Source organism: Paenibacillus sp. FSL L8-0494 (assembly GCF_038003695.1).
Classification (GTDB): domain Bacteria; phylum Bacillota; class Bacilli; order Paenibacillales; family Paenibacillaceae; genus Paenibacillus_AQ; species Paenibacillus_AQ odorifer.
This window is the reverse complement of the sequence record NZ_JBBOPQ010000001.1, coordinates 6,243,207-6,268,030: the sequence shown is the minus strand read 5'-3', so window position 1 is coordinate 6,268,030 and position 24,824 is coordinate 6,243,207. Positions and strand designations below refer to the sequence as shown.

General features: G+C 45.9%; 24 protein-coding genes and 1 other annotated feature. All 24 genes read left to right on the top strand.

Annotation, left to right across the window (positions count from 1 at the left end):
* Positions 1-8 precede the first annotated feature (8 nt).
* Positions 9-1,073 (top strand): protein arginine kinase, encoded by a 1,065-nt coding sequence (locus tag NYE35_RS28425; protein WP_076225055.1) that lies wholly within the window; start codon positions 9-11, stop codon positions 1,071-1,073.
* Between the two features lie 35 nt (positions 1,074-1,108).
* Positions 1,109-3,577 carry an ATP-dependent protease ATP-binding subunit ClpC gene (clpC, locus tag NYE35_RS28420; protein ID WP_341122292.1) on the top strand — a complete coding sequence of 823 codons (2,469 nt, stop codon included), beginning with the start codon at positions 1,109-1,111 and terminating at the stop codon, positions 3,575-3,577.
* Positions 3,578-3,763: 186 nt separating this feature from the next.
* The gene (gene radA / locus NYE35_RS28415) at positions 3,764-5,131 is read left to right on the top strand and encodes a DNA repair protein RadA (RefSeq protein ID WP_036680472.1); all 1,368 of its coding nucleotides are present in this window, start codon (positions 3,764-3,766) and stop codon (positions 5,129-5,131) included.
* A 13-nt stretch (positions 5,132-5,144) separates the two neighbouring features.
* Positions 5,145-6,221, top strand: coding sequence for a DNA integrity scanning diadenylate cyclase DisA (gene disA / locus NYE35_RS28410; RefSeq protein WP_036680475.1), 1,077 nt, complete (start codon positions 5,145-5,147; stop codon positions 6,219-6,221).
* 64 nt (positions 6,222-6,285) lie between these two features.
* Entirely contained in the window at positions 6,286-7,023 is a 738-nt protein-coding gene (gene pssA / locus NYE35_RS28405; protein ID WP_036680477.1) for a CDP-diacylglycerol--serine O-phosphatidyltransferase, read from the top strand.
* 178 nt (positions 7,024-7,201) lie between these two features.
* The gene (locus NYE35_RS28400) at positions 7,202-8,290 is read left to right on the top strand and encodes a PIN/TRAM domain-containing protein (RefSeq protein ID WP_036680481.1); all 1,089 of its coding nucleotides are present in this window, start codon (positions 7,202-7,204) and stop codon (positions 8,288-8,290) included.
* Between the two features lie 95 nt (positions 8,291-8,385).
* Positions 8,386-9,084 carry a 2-C-methyl-D-erythritol 4-phosphate cytidylyltransferase gene (gene ispD, locus NYE35_RS28395; protein ID WP_036680484.1) on the top strand — a complete coding sequence of 233 codons (699 nt, stop codon included), beginning with the start codon at positions 8,386-8,388 and terminating at the stop codon, positions 9,082-9,084.
* Positions 9,081-9,569, top strand: coding sequence for a 2-C-methyl-D-erythritol 2,4-cyclodiphosphate synthase (ispF, locus tag NYE35_RS28390; protein WP_036680486.1), 489 nt, complete (start codon positions 9,081-9,083; stop codon positions 9,567-9,569). Before ispD ends, ispF begins: the two co-directional genes overlap by 4 nt.
* A 51-nt stretch (positions 9,570-9,620) precedes the next feature.
* Complete coding sequence (gene gltX, locus NYE35_RS28385) at positions 9,621-11,084, top strand: glutamate--tRNA ligase (protein ID WP_341122291.1); 1,464 nt, start codon at positions 9,621-9,623, stop codon at positions 11,082-11,084.
* Between the two features lie 553 nt (positions 11,085-11,637).
* Positions 11,638-12,330: a serine O-acetyltransferase gene (gene cysE, locus NYE35_RS28380; RefSeq protein ID WP_036680489.1), complete on the top strand. Its 693-nt coding sequence runs from the start codon at positions 11,638-11,640 to the stop codon at positions 12,328-12,330.
* A 49-nt stretch (positions 12,331-12,379) separates the two neighbouring features.
* Positions 12,380-13,786 carry a cysteine--tRNA ligase gene (cysS, locus tag NYE35_RS28375; protein ID WP_076099625.1) on the top strand — a complete coding sequence of 469 codons (1,407 nt, stop codon included), beginning with the start codon at positions 12,380-12,382 and terminating at the stop codon, positions 13,784-13,786.
* Positions 13,783-14,217, top strand: a complete 435-nt coding sequence (locus NYE35_RS28370; protein ID WP_038573467.1) for a Mini-ribonuclease 3 — start codon at positions 13,783-13,785, stop codon at positions 14,215-14,217. The genes cysS and NYE35_RS28370 overlap by 4 nt, the downstream gene beginning before the upstream one ends.
* Positions 14,218-14,253: 36 nt before the next feature.
* Positions 14,254-15,018, top strand: a complete 765-nt coding sequence (gene rlmB / locus NYE35_RS28365) for a 23S rRNA (guanosine(2251)-2'-O)-methyltransferase RlmB (protein WP_076179553.1) — start codon at positions 14,254-14,256, stop codon at positions 15,016-15,018.
* 2 nt (positions 15,019-15,020) lie between these two features.
* Positions 15,021-15,542, top strand: coding sequence for an NYN domain-containing protein (locus NYE35_RS28360; protein WP_036680494.1), 522 nt, complete (start codon positions 15,021-15,023; stop codon positions 15,540-15,542).
* A 158-nt stretch (positions 15,543-15,700) separates the two neighbouring features.
* On the top strand, positions 15,701-16,345 hold the full coding sequence (gene sigH / locus NYE35_RS28355; protein WP_036680496.1) for an RNA polymerase sporulation sigma factor SigH: 645 nt from the start codon (positions 15,701-15,703) through the stop codon (positions 16,343-16,345).
* Between the two features lie 391 nt (positions 16,346-16,736).
* Positions 16,737-16,886 (top strand): 50S ribosomal protein L33, encoded by a 150-nt coding sequence (gene rpmG, locus NYE35_RS28350; protein ID WP_076099620.1) that lies wholly within the window; start codon positions 16,737-16,739, stop codon positions 16,884-16,886.
* 20 nt (positions 16,887-16,906) lie between these two features.
* A complete protein-coding gene (gene secE / locus NYE35_RS28345; RefSeq protein WP_036680497.1) occupies positions 16,907-17,098 on the top strand; it encodes a preprotein translocase subunit SecE in 192 nt (63 codons plus the stop codon).
* A gap of 21 nt (positions 17,099-17,119) precedes the next feature.
* On the top strand, positions 17,120-17,653 hold the full coding sequence (gene nusG / locus NYE35_RS28340) for a transcription termination/antitermination protein NusG (RefSeq protein ID WP_036680499.1): 534 nt from the start codon (positions 17,120-17,122) through the stop codon (positions 17,651-17,653).
* 74 nt (positions 17,654-17,727) lie between these two features.
* The gene (rplK, locus tag NYE35_RS28335) at positions 17,728-18,153 is read left to right on the top strand and encodes a 50S ribosomal protein L11 (RefSeq protein WP_036680502.1); all 426 of its coding nucleotides are present in this window, start codon (positions 17,728-17,730) and stop codon (positions 18,151-18,153) included.
* Between the two features lie 82 nt (positions 18,154-18,235).
* A complete protein-coding gene (gene rplA, locus NYE35_RS28330) occupies positions 18,236-18,928 on the top strand; it encodes a 50S ribosomal protein L1 (protein ID WP_036680504.1) in 693 nt (230 codons plus the stop codon).
* Positions 18,929-18,995: 67 nt separating this feature from the next.
* Positions 18,996-19,148 (top strand) — a sequence feature (ribosomal protein L10 leader region).
* Positions 19,149-19,212: 64 nt separating this feature from the next.
* Positions 19,213-19,716, top strand: coding sequence for a 50S ribosomal protein L10 (gene rplJ, locus NYE35_RS28325; protein ID WP_076099619.1), 504 nt, complete (start codon positions 19,213-19,215; stop codon positions 19,714-19,716).
* A 65-nt stretch (positions 19,717-19,781) separates the two neighbouring features.
* A complete protein-coding gene (rplL, locus tag NYE35_RS28320; RefSeq protein ID WP_036680508.1) occupies positions 19,782-20,141 on the top strand; it encodes a 50S ribosomal protein L7/L12 in 360 nt (119 codons plus the stop codon).
* A gap of 111 nt (positions 20,142-20,252) precedes the next feature.
* Positions 20,253-20,852 (top strand): class I SAM-dependent methyltransferase, encoded by a 600-nt coding sequence (locus NYE35_RS28315; RefSeq protein WP_038573463.1) that lies wholly within the window; start codon positions 20,253-20,255, stop codon positions 20,850-20,852.
* A 422-nt stretch (positions 20,853-21,274) separates the two neighbouring features.
* Positions 21,275-24,820, top strand: a complete 3,546-nt coding sequence (rpoB, locus tag NYE35_RS28310; RefSeq protein ID WP_038573461.1) for a DNA-directed RNA polymerase subunit beta — start codon at positions 21,275-21,277, stop codon at positions 24,818-24,820.
* Positions 24,821-24,824: the final 4 nt, after the last annotated feature.

Sequence of the window (24,824 nt, the reverse complement as noted above, 5' to 3'; positions counted from 1 at the left end):
GATATGACATGTCAAGTCTCCGATTTACTGAACAAGCGCTTAGTGATTGGATGCGCTCGGGAGGCAGTCACTCCGAGATTGTAATTAGCAGCCGTATGCGTATTGCACGTAACTTAGAGCATCTTCCATTCCCTATGCTTGCTTCCTTAGAGCAATCGGAAGAAGTATTAGAGCTGCTGGCCCCTGTGTTTCATGGGGAAACTGCTGCCGAATTCGGATCTTTTCAACTGATAAAGCTTGCTGAAGTGAATGAACTGGACAAAAAGGTATTGGTCGAGAAACATCTCATCAGTCCTAATCTGGCTAATGATTCACGTGGTGCAGCTGTGATATTAAATGAAGATGAGTCGGTCAGCATCATGATTAACGAAGAAGACCATCTGCGGATCCAATGTCTGTTCCCGGGTCTTCAGGTAAGAGAAGCATGGGAACGTGCGACAGCCATCGATGATATCTTCGAATCGGCTGTTAATTACGCTTTTGATGATAAAAGAGGATACTTGACCAGTTGTCCCACCAATGTGGGTACAGGGCTGCGTGCCTCAGTAATGCTGCATTTGCCAGCACTAGTAATGACCCAACAGATCAATCGCATATTGTCAGCAGTGAATCAAGTGGGATTGACTGTAAGAGGAATTTATGGTGAGGGCAGCGAAGCAGTAGGGAACATCTTTCAAATTTCCAATCAGATTACTCTCGGTCAAACGGAAAGTGAAATCATCGAGAACCTTCACAGTGTAGTCACCCAGATTATAGAGCATGAACGAAATGCCCGTGAAAGGCTGCTGGTAGATTCCGCTTTAAGAATTACAGACCGAGTGAAAAGATCTTATGGGATTTTGTGTTATGCAGCTCTAATGGAGCTTAAAGAATCCGCACAACGGCTGTCTGATGTGAGACTTGGGGTCGACCTTGGCATACTGGAAGGCCCTTCGATTTCCGTGCTTAATGAGCTTAACGTTAAGACACAGCCAGGATTTCTGCAAAAAATGTTCGGTGACGAGATGAACGCCACTGAACGGGATATGTATCGGGCGAAACTGCTCCGAGAAACACTGGGAACACAACTTTAATATAGATATTTATTATTCATGGAGGTGCAGGAGATATGATGTTTGGAAGATTTACGGAACGCGCACAAAAAGTGCTAGCTCTAGCGCAGGAAGAAGCTGTTCGTTTAGGACACAACAATATTGGCACAGAACATATTTTGCTAGGACTTATTCGTGAAGGAGACGGCATTGCTGCTAAAGCATTAATCGCTTTGGGTCTGGGTCTTGAGAAAATCCAGGACGAAGTGGAGACACTGATTGGCAGAGGCCAAGAACAACCTACGAACATTGCTTATACTCCTCGCGCCAAAAAAGTAATCGAGTTGTCGATGGACGAAGCCCGCAAGCTGGGACATACGTATGTCGGCACTGAGCATATTCTGCTAGGACTTATTCGTGAAGGAGAAGGTGTCGCGGCTCGTGTGCTTAATAACCTCGGCATCAGCTTGAACAAAGCTCGTCAGCAAGTGCTTCAGCTTCTGGGAAGCAGCGAGGCTGCATCCAGTCATAGCGGAACACCTGCTAATGTCAGCACACCGACTCTAGACGGCCTAGCACGCGATTTGACGGCTTATGCCAAGGATGGCAACCTGGATCCGGTTATCGGTCGTAGCAAGGAAATTGAACGTGTTATTCAGGTACTGAGCCGCCGGACGAAGAACAACCCCGTGTTGATAGGTGAACCTGGGGTTGGTAAAACAGCTATTGCTGAAGGCCTGGCCCAAAAGATCATTAATAATGAAATTCCAGAAACACTGCGCGACAAACGCGTAATGACGCTCGATATGGGTTCTGTAGTGGCTGGTACTAAATATCGCGGTGAGTTTGAAGACCGCCTCAAGAAAATCATGGATGAGATTCGCCAAGCGGGGAATATCGTACTCTTTATCGATGAGCTTCATACGCTGATCGGTGCTGGTGGCGCAGAAGGTGCTATTGATGCATCTAACATTCTTAAGCCGGCTTTAGCCCGCGGAGAACTTCAGTGCATCGGTGCGACTACGCTGGATGAATATCGTAAATATATTGAAAAAGATGCAGCTTTGGAGCGTCGTTTCCAACCAATTACGGTGGATCAGCCGTCTCCAGAAGAAGCGGTACAAATTCTATTTGGACTTCGTGATCGTTATGAAGCACATCACCGTGTGAAAATTACGGATGAAGCTATCGTGGAAGCTGTAAAGCTGTCTGATCGTTACATTCCGGATCGTTTCCTGCCGGATAAAGCCATTGACCTTATCGATGAAGCAGGGTCTAAAGTAAGGCTTCACTCTTACACTATCCCGCCAAATCTGAAGGAACTAGAAATGCGCTTGGATGATATCCGCAAGGAGAAGGATTCCGCTGTTCAGAGCCAAGAGTTTGAGAAAGCGGCTGCCCTGCGTGATACGGAGCAAAAAATCCGTGAAGAGCTTGATACGACTAAGAACCAGTGGAAAGAAAAACAAGGACGCACGGATTCTGAAGTTACTCCTGAAGATATCGCACAGGTTGTAGCAAGCTGGACGGGGATCCCTGTAAGCAAGCTGAAGGAAGAAGAGACCGACCGTCTGCTTAACATGGAGGCTCTGCTGCATGAACGAGTGATTGGTCAGGACGAAGCTGTTAAGGCTGTCAGCCGGGCATTGCGCCGGGCGCGTGCGGGTCTTAAAGATCCGAAACGTCCAATGGGCTCGTTTATCTTCCTCGGTCCTACGGGTGTAGGTAAAACTGAGTTGGCACGTGCGCTTGCTGAAGCTATGTTCGGCGATGAGAATGCGGTCATTCGTATTGATATGTCGGAATACATGGAGAAGCACTCCACGTCCCGTTTAGTTGGTGCCCCTCCTGGATATGTCGGCTATGAAGAAGGCGGCCAATTAACAGAGAAGGTACGTCGTAAACCATACTCTGTAGTACTGCTTGATGAAATTGAAAAAGCGCATCCGGAAGTATTCAACATTTTGCTGCAAGTGCTTGAAGATGGTCGCCTTACCGACTCTAAAGGCCGGGTAGTTGACTTCCGTAATACACTTATCATTCTGACCTCTAACGTAGGCGCACAGGCAATCAAGAAGAATTCGACACTTGGATTCACGGCTGTGCAAGATGCAGGAGCAGAATACGGCAATATGAAGGGCAAGGTTATGGAAGAGCTCAAGAAGAGCTTCCGTCCAGAGTTCTTGAACCGGATCGACGAAATCATCGTCTTCCACTCACTCGATGAGAAACATATCGCTGAGATCGTTACGTTGATGTCTGATGAGCTCCGCAAGCGCCTGCGTGAATATGATGTTGATTTCATACTCACGGATGCAGCGAAGGCCTTCTTGGCTAAAGAAGGTTATGACCCAGCCTTTGGTGCACGTCCATTGCGCCGGGCAATTCAGAAGCATATTGAGGACCGTCTTTCTGAGGAATTGTTGAGAGGAAATATCCAAAAGGGTGATTCCCTCAATATTGATGAGGTCGGCGGAGAACTTGTGGTGACTAAAGTGGACGCTCCAGTAGCGCCAGCGCTTGAAAAAGAAGTAGAATCCGAATAAAATAAACAAGGCTTTCGCTCCTGATTTATAGAGGAGCGGAAGCTTTTTTTATTGGAAATAGATCAATTTAAAATATACATTTAATGCAAATACCGAATGACCTTTCGTTAAAGGGGTAGAAATGGTAAACTTTCATTAGAAGAAAATGATCCGAATTGTAAACAGTTCGGACCGTAAGGAGAACAAATGGCTAAAGCAAAAACAAAATTTTTTTGCACCGACTGTGGATACGAATCGCCAAAATGGTTCGGGAAATGCCCAGGGTGCCAGGCTTGGAACTCCATGGTGGAGGAAACGGAAAGCGTAGTCAAAACACAGGGAATGAATGCCCCTATTTTTCATAGTAAAGAAAAGGCACAGTCGATCATAAGTATAGAAAGTGACAAGGAACCGCGCATACTGACAGGTATAGGTGAGCTTAACCGTGTTCTCGGTGGGGGGATCGTACCAGGATCGCTGGTACTAGTAGGGGGAGACCCAGGAATCGGTAAATCTACGCTCTTATTACAGACCTCGCACGCCCTTACAACACAGGGATTGCGAGTACTGTATATCTCGGGCGAAGAATCGGTAAGGCAAACTAAGCTGCGCGCGGATCGCCTCGATGCGTTGTCAACGGAGCTTTATGTACTATGTGAGACAAATATGGAAAGCATAGAAGAAGCGATCGAACAAATCCAGCCACAATTTCTTGTCATCGATTCTATTCAGACCGTATTTATGCCAGAAGTAACGAGTGCGCCAGGCAGCGTGACCCAGGTTCGGGAGTGTACGACAAGATTTATGCGTATCGCTAAGATTCGTGGAATTGCAACAGTTCTCGTTGGTCATGTTACCAAGGAAGGGGCTATTGCTGGACCACGGATGCTTGAACATATGGTGGACTGCGTGCTGTATTTTGAGGGTGAGCGGCATCATACGTATAGACTTTTGCGGGCTGTAAAAAACCGCTTTGGCTCTACGAATGAAATCGGCATTTTCGAAATGGGTGAAGCGGGGCTTACCGAAGTAGAGAATCCATCGGAGCTCTTTTTATCGGAACGTCCGCTTGGCGTGGCTGGTTCTACTGTGGTGGCTAGTATGGAGGGAACTAGACCTGTGCTTGTAGAACTTCAGGCACTTGTTGCTGCCACCCACTTCCCTTCCCCACGGCGAATGTGCACAGGCATGGATCACCAGCGGATGGCACTTATTATCGCTGTACTCGAGAAACGGATGGGCATGTTCCTGCAGAATCAGGATGCATACCTTAATGTTGCCGGGGGAGTAAAGCTGGATGAACCGGCGATTGATCTAGCTGTAGCTATTAGTATCGCCTCCAGTTTTCGTGATATTTCAACAAAACCTTACGACGTTTTCTTCGGAGAAGTAGGACTTACCGGTGAGGTAAGAGGCGTTTCGCGCGCGGAAATGCGCGTTAAGGAGGCCGCAAAACTTGGCTTCCGGCGGGTGATTATGCCTGAGAAGAGCATGAAGGGATGGAAGCACCCGCAAGATATCCAGATTATTGGCGTCAGTACCGTAGCAGATGCACTATCGGTCGCGTTAGATTAGGGGGCACAGGGATATGAAAGAATATAACCAATTAGAGAATATGAATGATCTGCTCAGACTGGCGGCACCGGGTACACCTTTTCGGGAAGGTTTGGAGAATGTGCTGCGCGCTAAGACAGGGGCACTTATTGTCGTAGGGTACAGTCCTGAGGTGATGGACGTAGTGGATGGCGGATTCTCCATTAACTGCGATTTTTCGCCCAATTATTTATATGAGCTAGCTAAAATGGACGGAGCTATTATTCTAAGTGAGGATTTAAAGCGTATATTGTATGCTAATACACAACTTATACCGGATTCCTCTATCTCATCCATCGAGACGGGGATCCGTCACCGGACCGCGGAGCGTGTAGCGAAGCAAACGGGTAAGCTGGTGGTTTCCATTTCACAACGCCGCAATATCATCACGCTTTATCAAGGCTCGATACGTTATGCACTCAAAGAGATCGGCGCAATTTTGGCAAAGGCTAACCAAGCGATTCAGACACTCGAGAAGTATAAAGCAGTGCTCACGCAAGGACTGACGAATTTGTCAGCTTCAGAATATGAGGGCATTGTTACCGTTGCTGAAGTAGTGGGTGTTATCCAGCGTGTAGAGATGGTTTTGCGCATAAAAATGGAGATCAAACGCTATATCAACGAATTGGGCAACGAAGGACGCCTGATCAGCATGCAGATGGAAGAACTGGTTGGAAATACAGAGGAAGAAGCATGGCTTCTATACAGAGACTATGCTAAGGAAGAGCAGGAAGATAAAATCCGTGAAATTATCGCCGGTCTCAAACGGATAAGCGATGATGATCTGATGGATGACAACCATATTGCCCGTATACTGGGTTATTCTTCTACGGCAATTACCTCTGAAGAAGTGGTGACTCCACGCGGTTATCGCCTGCTTAACAAAATTCCGCGGCTTCCGAATGTGATCATTCACAATCTGGTGGAGCGGTTTGAAATGCTGCCTAATTTGATGTCCGCAAGCATAGCTGAATTGGATGAAGTGGACGGAATTGGGGAGGTGCGGGCCCGTAATATTCAGGATGGGCTCAAACGTTTACAGAAGCAAGTTCTTATTGACAGGCAAATGTAAATAACATACAATCACGTAATATTGGGGACGTTAAAGGCCAAAGTTAGAAAATTGAGGTGAAGAAATGATACAAAAATCAATTCCGAGTCTTTTTACGATAGGTAATTTGATGCTCGGAATGTTTGGTATCATGATGGCGTTTGACGGTAAGATTAGCATGGCCGCTATCATGGTTATTATTGCTATGCTGTTAGACGGCTTAGATGGTCGAGTAGCTCGCGCTCTAAAATGCGAAAGCGAATTTGGCAAGGAGTTGGATTCCTTATCTGATGTCGTTTCTTTCGGAGTCGCACCGGCCGTTATTTTGTACGTCTCAAGCCTGCAGGATCTGAACTCTGCATTAGGCTGGACAGTAACTGCGATTTTTCCGGTGTTCGGTGCTTTGCGGTTAGCCCGTTTTAATGTTCGTCCGGGGGTTCCGGGTTATTTTATCGGTTTGCCAATTCCTGCTGCAGGTGGTGTACTGGCCACATTAGCTCTTTTTAATAAAGATGTTTCGGCTCCGTTTATGATCGTTGCTACACTGCTCTTATCCTATTTGATGGTCAGCACTGTTAAATATCCTAATTTCAAAAAGATTGGATTGCCGAAAAAAGCGGTGGTTGGAGCGCCAGTGGTTATTGTTGTTGCAGTGGCTGTAGCTGTTGTGTTCCCAGAGCAAATCGCTAAGCTGATCTTTGTCTTACTTGGAATTTACGCATTATACGGCTTTAAGCAAAATATTGATCGGTTGACAGCCAGACGCCGTCATCGTCGTCGTAGCCGTTCAGAGGATAAAGTGTATCACTCCAAGAATGGTTAATCGGCCCATAAAGGTAAGGTAACTGAATAAATTATGACCAAAGGTTTTGTCTTCCCTGGGGGATGGCAAAGCCTTTTTGCATTTCCAGCGCTACCCCAAGTTTATCGTCTTGAAAATTGGAACATACTGGTGAGGAATAGATCCATTTAGGATGAATAAAAAGGAGGTGCGTTAGGTTATGTGGAAAAAAGTGATTTTGTCTTTTGCCTTAATATGTGGTGCTTGGTCAGGTTTTTCGCTATACCATGCGCTCGAAAGAGGATTCCCCAAGGGGATGGAGAAGCTGGGTGAAAGCTTACCTGTTGAAGGAAGCATTTTATTTACGGTGCTGGGTGCCATTATTTTTTTGTTTGCGGGGTCTTTATGCGCGGAATGGGGAGGTTCAAAACTGCGGGAGGCGGTTCACTACTGTTCGCGTATTCCAATGAATGAATTAGCTGCAAGTGCAGCTGGGCTTACAGGGGGGCTTCTGTTATCTCTCTTGTTATATCCTGCAATGATCTGGCTGGGGAAAGCTGGGCAGCTGCTGCAAGTGCCGGCAACGTTAGCTTTTGGATACCTGGGACTGCGGATCGGTTTGGAGAAAAAAGAGGAGCTAGCTGCACTTTGGACATCTGGACGCTGGGGCCAAGCGGCTGAGCCGGAAGGCCGCGGGCTTGAGGAACATAAAATCCTCGACACAAGTGTTATTATCGATGGAAGAATCGCTGACATTTGTAAGACGGGATTTATTGAGGGAACCATTGTCATACCTGAATTCGTGCTTGAAGAGCTCCAGCATATTGCTGATTCTTCGGATCTGTTGAAGCGGAACCGGGGACGGCGTGGGCTTGATATTCTAAACAAAATTCAAAAAGAGCTTGATGTGAAGGTATTGATCTATGAGGGAGATTTTGAAGAAATCTCTGAGGTTGACAGTAAGTTAGTGAAGTTGGCGAAGGTACTGCAAGGTAAAGTAGTCACTAATGATTTCAACTTAAATAAGGTTTGCGAATTGCAGGGCGTTTCCGTACTGAATATTAACGATCTGGCGAATGCTGTGAAGCCAGTAGTGCTGCCTGGTGAGGAAATCGTAGTTCAGGTCATTAAGGATGGCAAAGAGCATGGGCAAGGTGTAGCCTACTTAGACGATGGAACGATGATTGTTGTAGAGGGCGGACGGGAATATATCGGGACTACGATGGAGGTTCTGGTCACTAGCGTGCTGCAAACTTCGGCCGGACGAATGATATTTGCTAAGCCAAAACTTTTGGAAAAAGCGCAATAAGTGAAGATAAAGTGTATGGGGACTGTCCTATGGGTTGGAAATGCCCGCCAAACACGTTATGATGGGATTATACGTGAAAGACAGGAGCCAGATTAATGTCAAACAGTGTGGGCGTCGTCATTGTGGCGGCAGGCAGAGGAACGCGAATGGGAACTGCGGAGAGCAAGCAATATTTGTTACTGCAGGGGAAGCCGATTATCGTTCATACGCTGGAGGTATTCCAGCAGCACGAATTGATCTCTGAAATCGTGCTCGTAACCGGTGAAGAGGATGTTGAACGCTGCCGGGAATGGATACAGCTCTATAAGCTGGACAAGGTTAAGGCTATAGTAACTGGTGGATCTGAGCGTCAGCATTCCGTACATAAAGGGTTGTTGAAACTTACGACACAGTGGGTAATGGTACATGATGGTGTTCGTCCGTTTGTACAGCCGAATGAAATTGAGGCTTGCTACGAACGAGCGAAGCAGATGGGTGCTTCGGTTCTTGCTGTACCCGTCAAGGATACGATCAAACAGGTGGATAATGAAGGACAAGTACTGTCTACGCCGGATCGGCGAAGTCTGTGGGCGATTCAAACCCCGCAGACTTTTCGTCTTTCTGATTTGCTGGAGGCTTATGCAGCGGCGGAACGGGATGGCTTTCTGGGCACCGATGACTCCAGCTTGGCGGAGCGTGCGGGGATTCCGGTTTCTGTGGTAGAGGGAAGCTACAGAAATATTAAGATTACGACACCTGATGATTTGGATTATGCAGAATTCACAGAAAGAAACAGGGGAGAGGGACAATCATGATCGCTGTAGGACAAGGATTTGATGTGCATCAGCTGGTAGAGGGCAGGCCTTGTATTATTGGGGGAGTTACGATTCCTTACGAAAAAGGATTGCTTGGGCATTCCGATGCAGATGTACTGCTGCATGCAGTTAGTGACGCGATTCTAGGCGCACTTGGACTTGGTGATATCGGCAGACATTTTCCGGATACAGATCCAGCCTTTAAGGACGCAGATAGCTTGAAGTTATTAGAAGAGGTATGGGCACTTGCTCGTGAGCGAGGATATAAGCTGGGAAATATCGATTCAACAATTATCGCCCAAAAGCCTAAGATGGCTCCATACATTCCACAAATGACCGAGATTATCGCACGTGCGCTTAATGCCGACCCGTCCAAGGTGAATGTTAAAGCTACTACAACTGAGCAGCTTGGTTTTGCCGGACGCGGCGAAGGAATTGCCGCACAATCTATTGTCTGTCTACTCCAAGATGTGATATCATCTTGAGATGGTCTAAGTAGTAAATTAAGTTCAACCATATGAAGCGGAGGGAATACAATGACGGATGAAGTCCGGGTGCGTTACGCACCGAGCCCTACGGGACATTTACATATAGGTAACGCCAGAACGGCGCTGTTTAACTATCTGTTCGCCCGTAATAAAGGCGGTAAATTCATTATCAGAATTGAAGATACAGACGTAAAGCGCAATGTCGCTGGTGGTGAAGAGAGCCAGCTTAAGTATTTGAAATGGCTGGGTATGGATTGGGATGAGAGCGTTGATGTGGGCGGAGAGTACGGACCTTATCGTCAGACAGAACGTCTTGACTTATATCGTGTACATTGGCAGGATTTGCTGGACAGAGGTCTGGCTTACCGCTGCTATTGCACAGAGGAAGAGCTGGAAGCGGAACGTGAAGAACAGACTGCTCGCGGAGAAACGCCTCGTTATTCTGGCAAACATCGTGATCTGACTGAAGAGCAACGTCTAGCTTTTGAAGCTGAGGGACGAGTTGCCAGCATTCGCTTCCGTGTGCCAGAAGATCGTACGTATGCGTTTGATGATCTCGTAAAAGGCAGTATTTCTTTTGACACAAAAGAAATGGGTGACTTTGTTATTGTGAAGAAGGACGGAATTCCGACCTATAACTTCGCGGTAGCTGTTGACGATCATCTGATGGCTATTACCCACGTATTGCGTGGAGAAGACCATATTTCCAACACACCCCGCCAGCTTATGATCTATGAAGCGCTAGGCTGGGAGCCACCTTTATTTGGTCACATGACGCTTATTGTTGGCGACAACCACAAGAAGCTCAGCAAACGGGATGAATCCGTTATTCAGTTTATCGAGCAATATGATGAATTGGGTTACTTGCCTGAGGCTCTGGTTAACTTCATTTCTCTGCTTGGCTGGTCTCCAGAGGGAGAAGAAGAGATCTTCAGTAAAGAAGAACTTATTTCTATTTTTGATGCGGACCGTTTGTCCAAAAGCCCGGCTGTATTTGATAAAAACAAGCTGGCGCATCTGAATAATCATTATATTAAGCATGCTGATCCTAAACGGATCTCTGCACTGGCTATTCCACATCTGCAAAAAGCGGGTAAAATACCTGCTGTGCTGAACGAAGAGCAACAAACATGGGCGGAAAGCCTTGTCGCGTTGTATCAAGAGCAGATGACTGCAGCTTCTGACATCGTGGCGCTATCGGAACTGTTCTTCCGCAGTCACCTAGAGTTAGAGACGGAAGCAGCGCAGGTTCTGGCTGAAAGCCAAGTCCCTGAGGTATTGTCTGCTTTCCTGGCTAAAGTTGAAGCCTGTCAGGATTTCAGTGCAAGCAACATGGCTGTTCTGATTAAGGAAGTACAGAAAGAAACAGGTCATAAGGGCAAAGCACTCTTTATGCCAATTCGTGTGGCTCTGACCGGACAAACGCACGGACGTGATCTTAATATAACCATTGCTTTGCTCGGCAAAAATCGCGTTATCGAACGTTTGAAATCACAAATTAAGGGCGCTTAAGGTCGTATTTCATACGACTAAACCCCCTTGTCAGTATCTTGTCTTTTGCGCTAAGATAGAATTATATGATAATAGCTGTGATCAGGAGAAGTACGTCCATTGAAGACAATTGCCAGAGAGAATAACCGAGAAAGGGACACCCTTTCGGGCTGGGAGTTATTCATTTGTCCGGGGCAGAACATGCGCCTGTGAGCTGCACGGTTGAATGACCTTTTTAAGGCTCATTAGATCGCGCCGGGAACGTCGCCGTTAATGATGCCAAGTGGAATGAAGAAATTCTGCCGTTTGTTACAATAGCGGCTCATTTGATTCGTTCAAGCAGAGTGGAACCGCGGTTAAACGTCTCTGCAGCATTATGCTGCAGGGGCGTTTTTTGTCTAAATATAAGCAAAAATAATTTTCATACAATACTCTTTGTCTTATATTTTTACGAGATAACAAACCAAGCGAACACTCACAGCATATGTATGATAAGGATGATGGGCCTGGAGACAATACCTTTCTTGTGTACCTGTAAACAGGAGATAAGGAAGTTAAGAAGAGAGGAACCGTGATGTTTAAGCATATTAAGTCGGACATTCGGGCGGTATTTGATAACGATCCTGCTGCCCGCAGCTGGTTCGAGGTTGTCTTCACATATGCCGGCTTGCACGCCATTTGGGGTCACCGGATCGCCCACTCTTTTTTCAAACGCCGCTGGTATACAATGGCTCGTATGGTTTCGCAGTTTAGCAGATTTATGACTGGTGTTGAGATCCATCCCGGAGCTGTCATCGGAAATAGGCTGTTTATTGACCATGGTATGGGGATAGTTATCGGAGAAACCTGCGAAATCGGTGATGATGTTATAATCTATCAAGGGGTTACGCTTGGAGGAACCGGAAAAGAAAAAGGTAAGCGACATCCCACGGTTGGCAACAATGTAGTTATTGGTTCCGGTGCGAAGGTTTTAGGATCTTTTCGTATTGGTGACAATTCAAATATAGGTTCGAATGCTGTTGTGTTGCGTGAAGTGCCTAACAACAGTACAGTAGTAGGGAATCCAGGTCGTGTGGTAAAACGTAATGGAGAACGGGTATCCGATCGGCTCGATCATACGAAGATGCCTGACCCGCTTGTCGATTCACTGCGGTTTTTGCAGAAAGAAATCGAAGAAATTAGGGAAAAGCTTGGCGCAGAAGATAAACAAAAAACCGCACAGCGGATAGCAGAAGCTCAGCAGTATATTGGTGACTATGAAATTTAAGCATCCCGGTATTAAGGAATCCGGAAGAACAGAAAGGGCTGGAATAAGGATGGCTTTACAAATATATAACACAATGACACGCAGCAAGGAGCAGTTTGTGCCCCAGGAGCCGGGCAAAGTTAAGATGTATGTGTGTGGTCCAACCGTTTATGGATATATGCATATCGGAAATGCTAGACCTATAATTGTTTTTGATATGGTCCGGAATTACTTGGAGCAGTTAGGTAATGAGGTGCGTTATGTTACGAATTTCACGGATGTTGATGATAAACTGATTCGCAAAGCCGAAGAAATGAACACTACTGTAGCAGAGGTAGCGGAAACTTTTATTGCTGCTTACCGTGAGGATCTGGAAGGGCTTGGTGTTAAACCGGCAACCTTGAATCCCCGTGTAACGGAAAGCATGGAGCTGATCATTGGATTTATTAAAGAGCTTGAGGAAAAAGGATACGCATACGAAAGCGGCGGCGATGTATATTACCGCACTTCAAAATTTGAAGACTACGGTAAATTATCTCGTCAGAATCTGGATGAGCTGCAGTTTGGTATCCGTGTTGAGGTGGACTCACGTAAGGAAAAACCGGAGGATTTTGTGCTTTGGAAAGCAGCCAAACCTGGTGAAGTGCACTGGAGTAGCCCTTGGGGAGACGGACGTCCAGGCTGGCATATTGAATGCTCGGCTATGGCGCGCGAGTTCTTGGGAGATACGATTGATATCCATGGTGGTGGACAAGATTTGCAGTTCCCGCATCATGAATGCGAATGCGCTCAGACCGAAGCTCTGACTGGTAAACCACTCTCTAATTACTGGATGCATAATGGATTCATCAACATCGGAGACGAGAAAATGTCGAAATCGCTCGGTAATGGCTGGCTTGTAAAAGACATCCGTGAGCGTTTTAAAGCAGGAGCTATCCGCTATTTCATGCTATCGACCCATTACCGCAACCCGTTGAATTTCTCAGAGGAATCTATGACTTCCGCCGAAAAGAGCGTTGAACGGATCACGCTTGCAGAGAGTAACGTTAAACATCGGCTTGAACTCGCTGCTGATGGTGCTCAAGGTGAGGTCAACTCAGAGATTAATGATAAGCTGTCGGCTATAGTGGCCAATTTCCATGCTAGAATGCAGGATGACTTTAATACGCCTGATGCGATCACGGCTATGTTCGATTGGGTGAGCCTGGCAAACCATACGCTTGCGAATAACGAGGCTGCTCCTGCTGATTTTGCTGCATTACTGCAAGCTTTTGGCGAAATGAATGCTGTGCTGCGTTTGACGCCTGAACTGGAAGAGGAAATTGCAAGTGAAGAAGTTGAACGGTTGATCGCCGAGCGGGTTGAAGCTCGTAAGAATAAGAATTGGAGCCGGTCTGACGAGATCCGTGATGAATTAGGCCGCTTGGGCATATTGCTTGAGGATACTCCACAAGGAATGCGGTGGCGTCGTAAATGAGTGAGGAACGCAAGTTTGATAACGGATGGTTTCCTTATGAGCCTTCCAAACCTGCGCGACTACTTTCGCCTATTGTTCTAGCTTATGTAGGAGATGCTATCTATGAGGTGGCTGTTCGCCAGTATTTAGTATCTCTTCCGAATTTGCGTCCGAACCATTTGCATCGTTCTGCTACAGGGCTGGTATCCGCTAAAGCACAGTGTGCAATTCTGAACTTTTTGGAGCCTAGTCTCACGGAAGAGGAGAAGGATGTCGCCCGTCAGGGGAGAAATGCGAAATCGGGAAGTGTTCCTAAGAATGCGGATGTGCTTGAATACCGTCATGCTACAGCTTTTGAGTGCTTGATTGGTTACTTGTACTACACAGGACAACAGGAGAGAATAGAAGAAATTGTGCACAAGGGTATACAGTTTATGTTGAAACAGCCGTGATAGGCTTTGGCGAAATAGAAAATAGGAGAAGTGAACATGGAAGAAGAATTGAAGACTGAAGAGGAAATATTGGCAGGGAAGCATTCTGTGCTTGAAGCGCTTCGTGCTGGTCGTACATTAAATAAAATATGGATCGCAGAGACAGCCCAGAAGCATCTGACAGCACCCATCGTTGCCGAAGCCCGGAAAGCGGGAATTGTCATTCAGCATGTGGACAAGCGTAAGCTGGATCAACTGGCACCAGGTGTGCAGCATCAAGGGGTGGTTGCACAAGCAGCACCATTTGCCTATGTTGAAGTGGATGATTTGTTAGCTATAGCAGAAGCCAAAGGAGAACCGGCATTCCTTATTTTGCTTGATGAAATTGAAGATCCTCATAACCTGGGTTCGATTCTGCGGACGGCGGATTGTACTGGAGTACATGGGGTAATCGTACCTAAACGCCGTTCGGCTCAGATAACTGCGACCGTGTCCAAAACATCCGCGGGTGCTGTGGAGTATGTTCCGGTTGCCCGGGTTACAAACCTGGGTCAGACCATTGACCGTCTAAAAGAGCAGGGAGTCTGGGTAGTAGGAACAGACGTGGATACCGATCAGAATCTATACCAATCCGATATTTTCACGGGTCCGGTAGCTGTTGTAATCGGCAATGAGAGTAAAGGAATGGGACGCCTGATTCGTGAAAAATGTGATGTGCTTCTTAAGCTGCCGATGGCCGGAAAGATCAATTCATTAAATGCCTCTGTCGCCGCAGGAGTCATTATGTATGAAGTGATACGCCGCCGGCAACAGCAGGGATAGCTATGGCCGACTGGCGCGATGTGCTGCTTGTGGATGGATATAACATGATCGGTGGCTGGCCGGAACTTGTGGCACTGTCCCAGATTGGTATGCAGGAAGCACGCGACCGCTTGATGGATTTGCTGGCAGATTACCAGGCTTTCTCTGGACGAAGAGTTATTGCTGTTTTTGATGCATACCGTGTTCCGGGGTTGGGAAGGTCTTTTGTCCAGGGTAAGGTCCAGGTGTACTTCACCAAGGAAAAAGAAACCGCAGATGAATGCATTGAGCGACTGGTTGGGGAATATAGCAATCGGCGCCGGCAGATCTATGTGGCTACGAGTGATTTTATAGAGCAGCATATTATTTTTGCACAAGGTGCATTGCGAATTTCGGCAAGGGAATTGCATCTGGAAATTGAAGAGAATCAAAAACAAGTAAAAAAAGCTATCGAACCTGGCGGTGTCAGTTCTACTCGTCATTCTTTGGAAGACAAACTGCCTCCCGATGTGCGCAGTAAGCTGGAAAAATGGCGCAGACAGTGAGATCGAGGAAGAATCAGGAAATATTTTATTCCAATTTATGCTATTCTAGATTGATTTTGGACAAACTCCGGTTGACGGTGGAAGGTAACATAATATATACTGATCCTATATTTCGCGAAGTAACGATGTGTCTTGCGTTGCAGCCGGGGGGATTCTTGGTGAGTGTCGACCTCAAGGAAATAATGCTGTCTGAGTATGATTTCATAAGTGATGAAGATATTGTCGAGGCTTTCCGTGGTGGCGACAGTGGCGCATTAGAACACTTGATTAATAAATACCGTAACTTTGTACGTGCTAAAGCCCGCTCTTATTTCTTGATCGGGGCAGACCGTGAAGATATTGTACAAGAAGGAATGATTGGTCTATACAAGGCTATTCGTGACTTTAAAGGTGACAAGCTCTCTTCATTTAAGGCTTTTGCTGAGCTCTGCATTACACGACAGATTATAACGGCTATTAAGACGGCCACTCGTCAGAAACATATTCCGCTGAACTCTTATGTTTCCTTGGACAAGCCCATTTATGACGAAGATTCTGATAGAACACTTATGGATGTCATTTGTGGAACACAGGTTCTAGATCCAGAAGAGCTAATTATTAATCAAGAAGAATTCATTGGTCTTGAAGATAAGATGGCGGAGATTCTAAGTGACTTGGAGCGCAAGGTTCTGATGTTGTATTTAGACGGAAGATCCTATCAGGAGATTGCTGAAGATCTTAAGCGGCATGTGAAGTCTATTGATAACGCTCTACAACGAGTAAAAAGGAAATTAGAAAGATATCTAGAAGTACGTGACAATTGATGATATAATGAACAAGAGAGGGCTCGGACATCGAGTTCTTTTTTTTAGTCTTTTTGAAATCACCCGGATAGAATTAGGTGCTTGCACTATAAATTTCTATTTGAGCCGATTTTAGTCGTTGCCGTTGAAGGTAGGTTTATACACAGACGGAATACCCCATAATGGTAAGGAAGACAGCGAAGTGTGAGGAAGAGATAGACCCAAAGACAGGGTACGGCCATATGACTACTAAACCCGGAATTACCCAGTGCAGAACGGAATTCTTTCGTTGACACAGACCTTGACATTATGCTAAAGTGTTTTAGGTAGGCCTAAATTCGCGGCTTTTTTTTAGGATCAATATTTGCGTCTTCTAATGTGAATTAGAAGGACGTCTCGGGAGGTGCACATCATGCGGGTAATTATCACTTTGGCTTGTACAAGTTGCAAACAAAGAAACTATGCGACTACCAAAAACAAGCGAAATCACCCCGACCGCATGGAGATGAAGAAATTTTGCAAGTATTGTAACTCGCAAACTCCTCATCGCGAAACCAGATAGTCTGTGGAGGTGTAGTCGGCATGAAACGTAGTTTCAAGTCTATGTTTTCCTTTTTCACTGAGAGCTGGAGTGAACTCAAAAAGGTTCGCTGGCCAAGTCGTAAAGAATTGACCAACTATACATTGATCGTTCTCGGTACGATTGTAGTTGTCGCTATTTACTTCTGGGTTCTGGACATCGGTATTTCCGCTGTGATTGAAGCGATTATTTAGAGAGGTCCCAGGTGGCTTGATATGGAAAAAAGATGGTATGTCGTTCATACCTATTCTGGGTATGAGAATAAGGTCAAAGCCAATTTGGAAAAGCGCGTTGAGTCCATGGGCATGGAAGACAAAATATTCCGCGTTCTTGTTCCTATGGAAGAAGAAATCGTAAACAAAGACGGTAAGAAAAAAACCGTTATGCGTAAAGTTTACCCCGGATATGTTTTGGTGGAAATGGTTCAGACTGATGATTCCTGGTATGTTGTCCGCAATACTCCGGGCGTTACTGGATTTGTTGGTTCGACAGGCTCAGGGTCTAAACCAACAGCTTTGCTTCCGGAAGAGGTAGAACAAATTCTGAAGCATATGGGCATGGTTGAACCTAAAGCGAAGATTGATTTCGAAATCAAGGAATCCGTACGTATTATGGTTGGTCCGTTTGCGAATTTTGTGGGCTCCGTGGAAGAAATTTTGGCTGACAAGAGCAAGATCAAAGTGCATGTTAACATGTTTGGACGGGAAACCCCGCTAGAGTTGGATTTCACTCAAGTGGAGAAAATATAACATAAGCTAGGGTTTCTTGTGGGAGAGCGCTATTGGCGTTCGAAGACCACTATTTTTGCAAGGAGGTGTCACTCATGGCTAAAAAAGTTATTAAAATGGTGAAACTGCAGATTCCTGCAGGGAAAGCGAATCCAGCGCCTCCAGTAGGTCCGGCGTTAGGTCAAGCAGGTGTCAACATCATGGCATTCTGTAAGGAATTTAATGCTCGTACTGCCGACCAGGCTGGCTTGATCATTCCGGTTGAAATTACAGTATTTGAAGACCGTTCCTTTACTTTCATCACTAAAACTCCTCCGGCTGCTGTTCTGCTTCGCATCGCTGCTAAAGTAGAAAAAGGATCCGGCGAACCAAACAAGAAAAAAGTAGCAAAAATCGGCCGCGCTGCGGTACGTGAAATTGCTGAAACAAAAATGCCTGACCTTAACGCTGCAACTGTTGAAGCTGCAATGCGTATGGTTGAAGGTACTGCCCGCAGTATGGGTATCACAATCGAAGACTAGTAGTTTTCGAAGAATCGGTCATTCGTGACCCGCAAGTATGTGGGAGGAATTTCCGCTAACACCACAAAGGAGGAACATTTTCATGGCTAAACATGGTAAGAAATACCAAGAAGCTGCTAAGCTGATCAACAGCGAAGCAACTTACGAGCCTTCAGAAGCTGTAGAGCTTGTGAAAAAGGCAGCGACTGCTAAGTTCGACGAAACCGTTGAAGCAGCAGTTCGTCTGGGTGTAGACCCGCGTAAACAAGACCAAGCAGTTCGTGGTGTTGTTGTCCTGCCTCACGGCACTGGTAAAACACAACGCGTGCTTGTATTTGCAAAAGGTGAAAAAGCGAAAGAGGCAGAAGCTGCTGGCGCTGATTTTGTTGGTGATCAAGACATGATCAACAAAATTCAACAAGGCTGGTTTGAATTTGATGTCTGCGTAGCTACACCTGATATGATGAGTGAAGTCGGTAAACTGGGTCGTCTGCTTGGTGGTAAAGGTCTTATGCCTAACCCTAAAGCTGGCACAGTTACATTCGATGTTTCCAAGGCTGTGCAAGAAATCAAAGCCGGTAAAATCGAATACCGTCTCGACAAAGCAGGTCAAATTCACGCGCCAATCGGTAAAGTGTCCTTTGATGCTGCACAATTGAACGATAACCTTAAAGCTCTTATCGACGCTTTGAACCGTGCGAAACCAGCTGCTGCTAAAGGTGTATACCTTAAAGGCATCTCGATTTCTTCCACAATGGGTCCTAGCGCTCGTGTGAACACAACCGTCTTCAGATAATTAAGGGTTGACTCTTTGAGTCAATTTTGATAATCTATAACAGTTGTGAAACTTAAGGTATCAATCTTAACCTTGAATATGCTTACCGTAGACAGTAGGTGCCTTAGTGCTTAATTTCCTACCGAGGTGTTGTGATAGAAACAAGAAGTAACGAGCTCGCTCGTATAACTTTCGTTTTATCAAGCCTTCGTGATTCTGCGGAGGCTTTTCTACTGCCTGCGTAGGAGCGGTGAAGCTTTCCTTGGAAAGAACGCCGACACATAAATTTTCAGGAGGTGTATACATTGGCAAATGCAAAAGTAATTCAAGCAAAACAAGACGCGGTTGACGTCGTTACTGCAAAACTGCAAAACAGTCTTTCGACTGTTGTAGCTGACTACCGTGGATTGAACGTTTCCCAAGTGACTGAACTACGTAAGCAACTTCGTGAAGCTGGCGTTGAGTTTCAAGTCCTGAAGAACACATTGCTACGTCGCGCAACTGCTGCGGCTGAGTTGAGTGAATTGGATGAAGTTTTGACTGGTCCAACAGCTATCGCATTCAGCACAACTGATGCAGTAGCACCAGCTAAAATTTTGAACGATTTCGCCAAGAAAAACGACGCTTTGAAATTGAAAGGCGGCGTAGTTGAAGGTCGTGTCATTGACGCGGAACAACTGAAAGCACTGGCTGAGCTTCCATCCCGCGATGGTTTGCTGTCCATGCTGCTTAGCGTACTTCAAGCTCCAATGCGCAACTTCGCGCTTGCAGTTAAAGCTGTTGCTGAAAAAGAAGAACAAAGCGCGTAAGCCTTTGACTCTTGCAGCATAATCAATACCACAAATAAATTTAAATATAAAATGGAGGTTCAATCATGAGTAAAGAAGCAATCTTGGAAGCAATTAAAGGCATGAGCGTATTGGAACTGAACGACCTGGTTAAAGCAATTGAAGAAGAATTCGGCGTAACTGCAGCAGCTCCAGTAGCAGCTGGCGGTGCGGTAGCAGCAGTAGCTGAAGAGCAATCCGAATTTGACGTAATTTTGACAGGCGCTGGCGCTTCCAAAATCAACGTTATCAAAATCGTTCGCGAAATCACTGGTCTTGGCTTGAAAGAAGCTAAAGATCTTGTAGACAACGCACCAAAAGCAATCAAAGAAAAAGTAAGCAAAGACGAAGCCGAAGCTACTAAAGCAAAATTGGAAGAAGCAGGCGCAGCTGTAGAAGTGAAGTAATTCCTTCTATTACTGAAAACCCCTTGAACTTGTTCAAGGGGTTTGTTTTATAAATAGAGTTAGTAGGGCGTATATACCAACTGCTAACATAATAGGAAAGGGAGGAAAGAGATGTCGCAACATTATTATTCGCAGCAGCCGGAAGTACGTCATGACAGACGTAGCATTGATACCGTACTAAGAGGCAAAAGCTTTCGTTTTACGAGCGATGCCGGTGTATTCTCTAAAGGAGACATCGATTACGGTAGCCGAGTTCTTATTGAAGCTATGATAATTCCGGACGGTTCAGCGGTGCTTGATGTAGGTTGTGGTTATGGGCCGATTGGCATAAGTGCAGCATACCTAGCTCCCAAAGGACATGTGACCATGATTGATATTAACAGTCGTGCGGTAGAACTGGCGCGTGAGAATGCTCAGCACAATGGAATCCGGAATGTTACGATAATGGAAAGCGATGTGCTCGGCGCATTGAATGAGCAGCAGAAGTTCGATGTGATTCTAACTAATCCTCCGATTCGTGCAGGAAAAGCTGTAGTGCATAAGATATTTGAAGATGCGTATGAACACTTAAATGAGGGTGGCTATCTGTGGATTGTAATTCAGAAGAAGCAGGGCGCTCCATCAGCAGTGGCAAAACTAGAAAGCTTGTTCTCAATGGTGGAAGAAGTGGGGAAAGACAAAGGCTATCGTATTATTAAAGCGCAAAAATAAAATACAATAGGTTATTGACATGTGATAGTGATAATGGTATTATTATAAAATGTCAGTATTAAGATAGGCTCCATGTCTTTAGTTTGCTGAAATGTCAAGCAATATATTGTCGCCCGGCTAGCGCATGCCGCACGGCAAGTTTTTGCGAGTTGGTTGTCTATGCTCTAACGCAGCGAATGCTACGTGGTAATAGATAATAGCGCATAAACTATTGCTTGGTGACGTATAATATGTACGTTTTGGGCAAATCTACTTGATAAGGAGTATTTTGGTCATGGATAAATGCGCTCTTTTTTCGAAGATTTCGATAAGGGCTTTTCTTTTATTTATGACTGAATCCTTGTAGTATGGTTCCATTATACGGTTCCAAACAAGGGTTCGCAATCAATTTTTAAGTGAGTAGACATGAGGGGTGAGTAAAGTTGGCAGGACATCTTGTTCAGTATGGTCGACGCACTCGGCGGAGCTATGCGAGAATTAACGAGGTACTCGAGGTCCCGAACCTGATCGAGATCCAACAAAAATCTTATGATTGGTTTTTGGAGGAAGGATTGCGGGAAATGTTTCAGGACATCTCGCCGATCCAGGATTTCACAGGTAATTTGGTACTAGAGTTCATTGATTACAGCCTGGGTGAACCGAAATATACGGTTGACGACGCTAAAGAGCGGGACGTAACGTATGCGGCTCCTCTGCGTGTAAAGGTGCGGCTCATTAATAAAGAGACCGGTGAGGTTAAAGAGCAGGAAGTGTTCATGGGAGATTTCCCGCTGATGACGGAGACCGGCACTTTTATTATTAATGGTGCGGAACGGGTTATTGTCAGCCAGTTGGTTCGCTCTCCAAGCGTCTATTTCAGCACAAAAGTGGATAAGAACGGCAAAAAAACCTACACCGCCACAGTAATCCCGAACCGCGGAGCCTGGTTGGAACTTGAAACCGACGCTAAGGACATTATGTATGTTCGTATCGATCGGACTCGTAAAATTCCTGTTACCGTACTTTTGCGTGCTCTCGGTTTCGGTAGTGATGCCGAAATTCTGGAATTGCTTGGCAATGATGAATATATTCGCAATACGCTGGATAAAGACAACACGGACTCCACGGAGAAGGCGCTTATTGAGATTTATGAGCGTTTGCGTCCGGGCGAACCGCCGACACTAGACAATGCCAAAAGTTTGCTGGTTGCGCGTTTCTTTGATCCAAAACGCTACGACCTAGCTAATGTAGGCCGTTACAAAATCAATAAAAAGCTACACATTAAGAACCGTCTTTTCAATCAACGTCTTGCTCAGCCTTTGGTTGACGACTCTACTGGAGAAATCCTGGCAGAATCCGGCCAAATGGTCGATCGTAGACTGCTTGATGAATTGATTCCATATTTCGAAAAGAATGTTGCCTTTAAAAACTACCGTGTTACTGGCGGAGTTATGGACAGCGAAGATATTCCTCTTCAAACAATTGACGTGTTCTCGCCAATTGAAGAAGGCCGGGTTATTAAGCTGATTGCTAACGGCAACATCGACAAATCTGTTAAGCATATTACTCAAGCTGATATTATATCCTCAATCAGCTACTTTATTAATTTGCTTCACGGAATTGGCAATACCGATGATATTGACCACTTGGGTAACCGTCGCCTGCGTTCTGTGGGTGAACTCTTGCAGAATCAGTTCCGTATCGGTTTGTCCCGTATGGAGCGTGTTGTTCGCGAAAGAATGTCAATTCAGGATGCTAATGCGATTACGCCACAGGCTCTGATCAACATTCGTCCGGTCATCGCGTCCATTAAAGAGTTCTTCGGTAGTTCCCAGCTGTCTCAATTTATGGATCAGACGAACCCGCTTGCGGAACTTACGCATAAACGTCGTCTGTCCGCACTCGGACCTGGTGGTTTGACACGTGAACGCGCGGGCTTTGAAGTTCGTGACGTCCATCACAGTCACTACGGTCGGATGTGTCCAATTGAAACGCCGGAAGGTCCAAACATCGGGTTGATCAACTCCTTGTCCACCTTTGCCCGCATCAATGAATACGGCTTTATTGAAGCACCGTATCGTTGGGTGGATCCGAAGACTGGTAAGGTGACTGAGCAAATTGACTATCTGACTGCTGATGAGGAAGATAATTATGTAGTTGCTCAGGCTAACGTGTTGATCGAAGAAGATGGCACCTTTAAAGAAGATATGGTAATCGTTCGTTACAACAAAGACTCAGACAACATTACAACGATGCCAAGTAATCGTGTCGATTACATGGACGTTTCGCCTAAACAGGTTGTATCTGTCGCTACGGCGCTTATTCCGTTCCTTGAGAACGATGACTCCAACCGCGCACTGATGGGATCTAACATGCAACGTCAAGCCGTTCCGCTTCTAATTCCAAAAGCTCCGCTGGTCGGAACAGGGATGGAACATAAATCCGCTAAGGATTCTGGCGTATGTATCGTTTCCAAGTATGACGGTATTATCGAACGTTCTTCAGCTAATGAAATTTGGCTGCGTCGCGTTGAGACTGTCGAAGGCAAGGAAGTTAAAGGCGATATCGTTAAATATAAATTACACAAATTTATGCGTTCTAACCAAGGTACCTGTATTAACCAACGTCCTCTAGCTAAAAGAGGGGACATTGTTAAGAAGGGTGATATCCTGGCAGACGGTCCTTCCACAGAAATGGGCGAACTTGCTCTTGGCCGTAACGTAGTCGTTGCGTTCATGACTTGGGAAGGTTATAACTACGAGGATGCGATCCTGTTAAGTGAAAAGCTGGTTAAGGAAGATGTATATACTTCGATTCATATCGAAGAATACGAATCTGAAGCTCGCGACACTAAACTGGGACCTGAAGAAATTACGCGCGATATTCCGAACGTCGGCGAAGAAGCTCTGCGCAATCTTGATGAGCGCGGAATCATCCGTATTGGTGCGGAAATCAGCGCTGGTGACATTCTGGTTGGTAAGGTTACTCCTAAGGGTGTGACTGAACTGACAGCAGAAGAACGTCTCCTGCACGCTATCTTTGGTGAGAAAGCTCGTGAAGTACGGGATACCTCTTTACGCGTTCCTCATGGTAGTGATGGTATTATCGTGGACGTTAAAGTCTTTACACGTGAGAACGGCGATGAGCTGCCTCCTGGTGTAAATCAATTGGTTCGTGTCTACATCGCTCAGAAACGTAAGATTTCTGAGGGTGACAAGATGGCCGGACGTCACGGTAACAAGGGTGTCGTTGCCCGTATCCTGCCAGAAGAAGATATGCCGTTCCTTCCGGACGGTACGCCAGTACAGGTTGTTCTTAACCCTCTGGGCGTTCCTTCTCGTATGAACATCGGACAGGTGCTTGAGGTCCATATTGGTATGGCCGCATTGCGTCTGGGAATTCACATTGCAACGCCGGTATTTGACGGAGCGCGTGAGTACGACGTGTTTGATACGATGGAAGAAGCAGGTATGCAGCGTAATGGTAAGACTGTATTGTATGATGGCCGTACAGGTGAACGCTTCGAACGTGAAGTTACTGTTGGTGTCATGCACATGATCAAACTGGCGCACATGGTTGATGATAAGATTCACGCCCGTTCAACAGGACCTTACTCACTAGTTACGCAACAACCATTGGGTGGTAAAGCTCAATTTGGTGGACAGCGTTTCGGGGAGATGGAAGTGTGGGCGCTTGAAGCTTACGGTGCTGCATATACATTGCAAGAAATTTTGACCGTGAAATCCGATGACGTGGTTGGTCGCGTGAAGACGTACGAATCCATTGTCAAAGGTGAAAATGTACCGGAACCAGGTGTTCCTGAGTCGTTCAAGGTATTGATCAAAGAACTGCAGTCCCTGGGTATGGATGTTAAGATTCTTAGCGGTGACGAGCAGGAAATTGAAATGAGAGAATTGGACGATGAGGACGAGACGTCAGGCGACAAACTAAGCCTCAATTTAGAAGGTTCAGAAGTCGGAGTAGAATAATCAA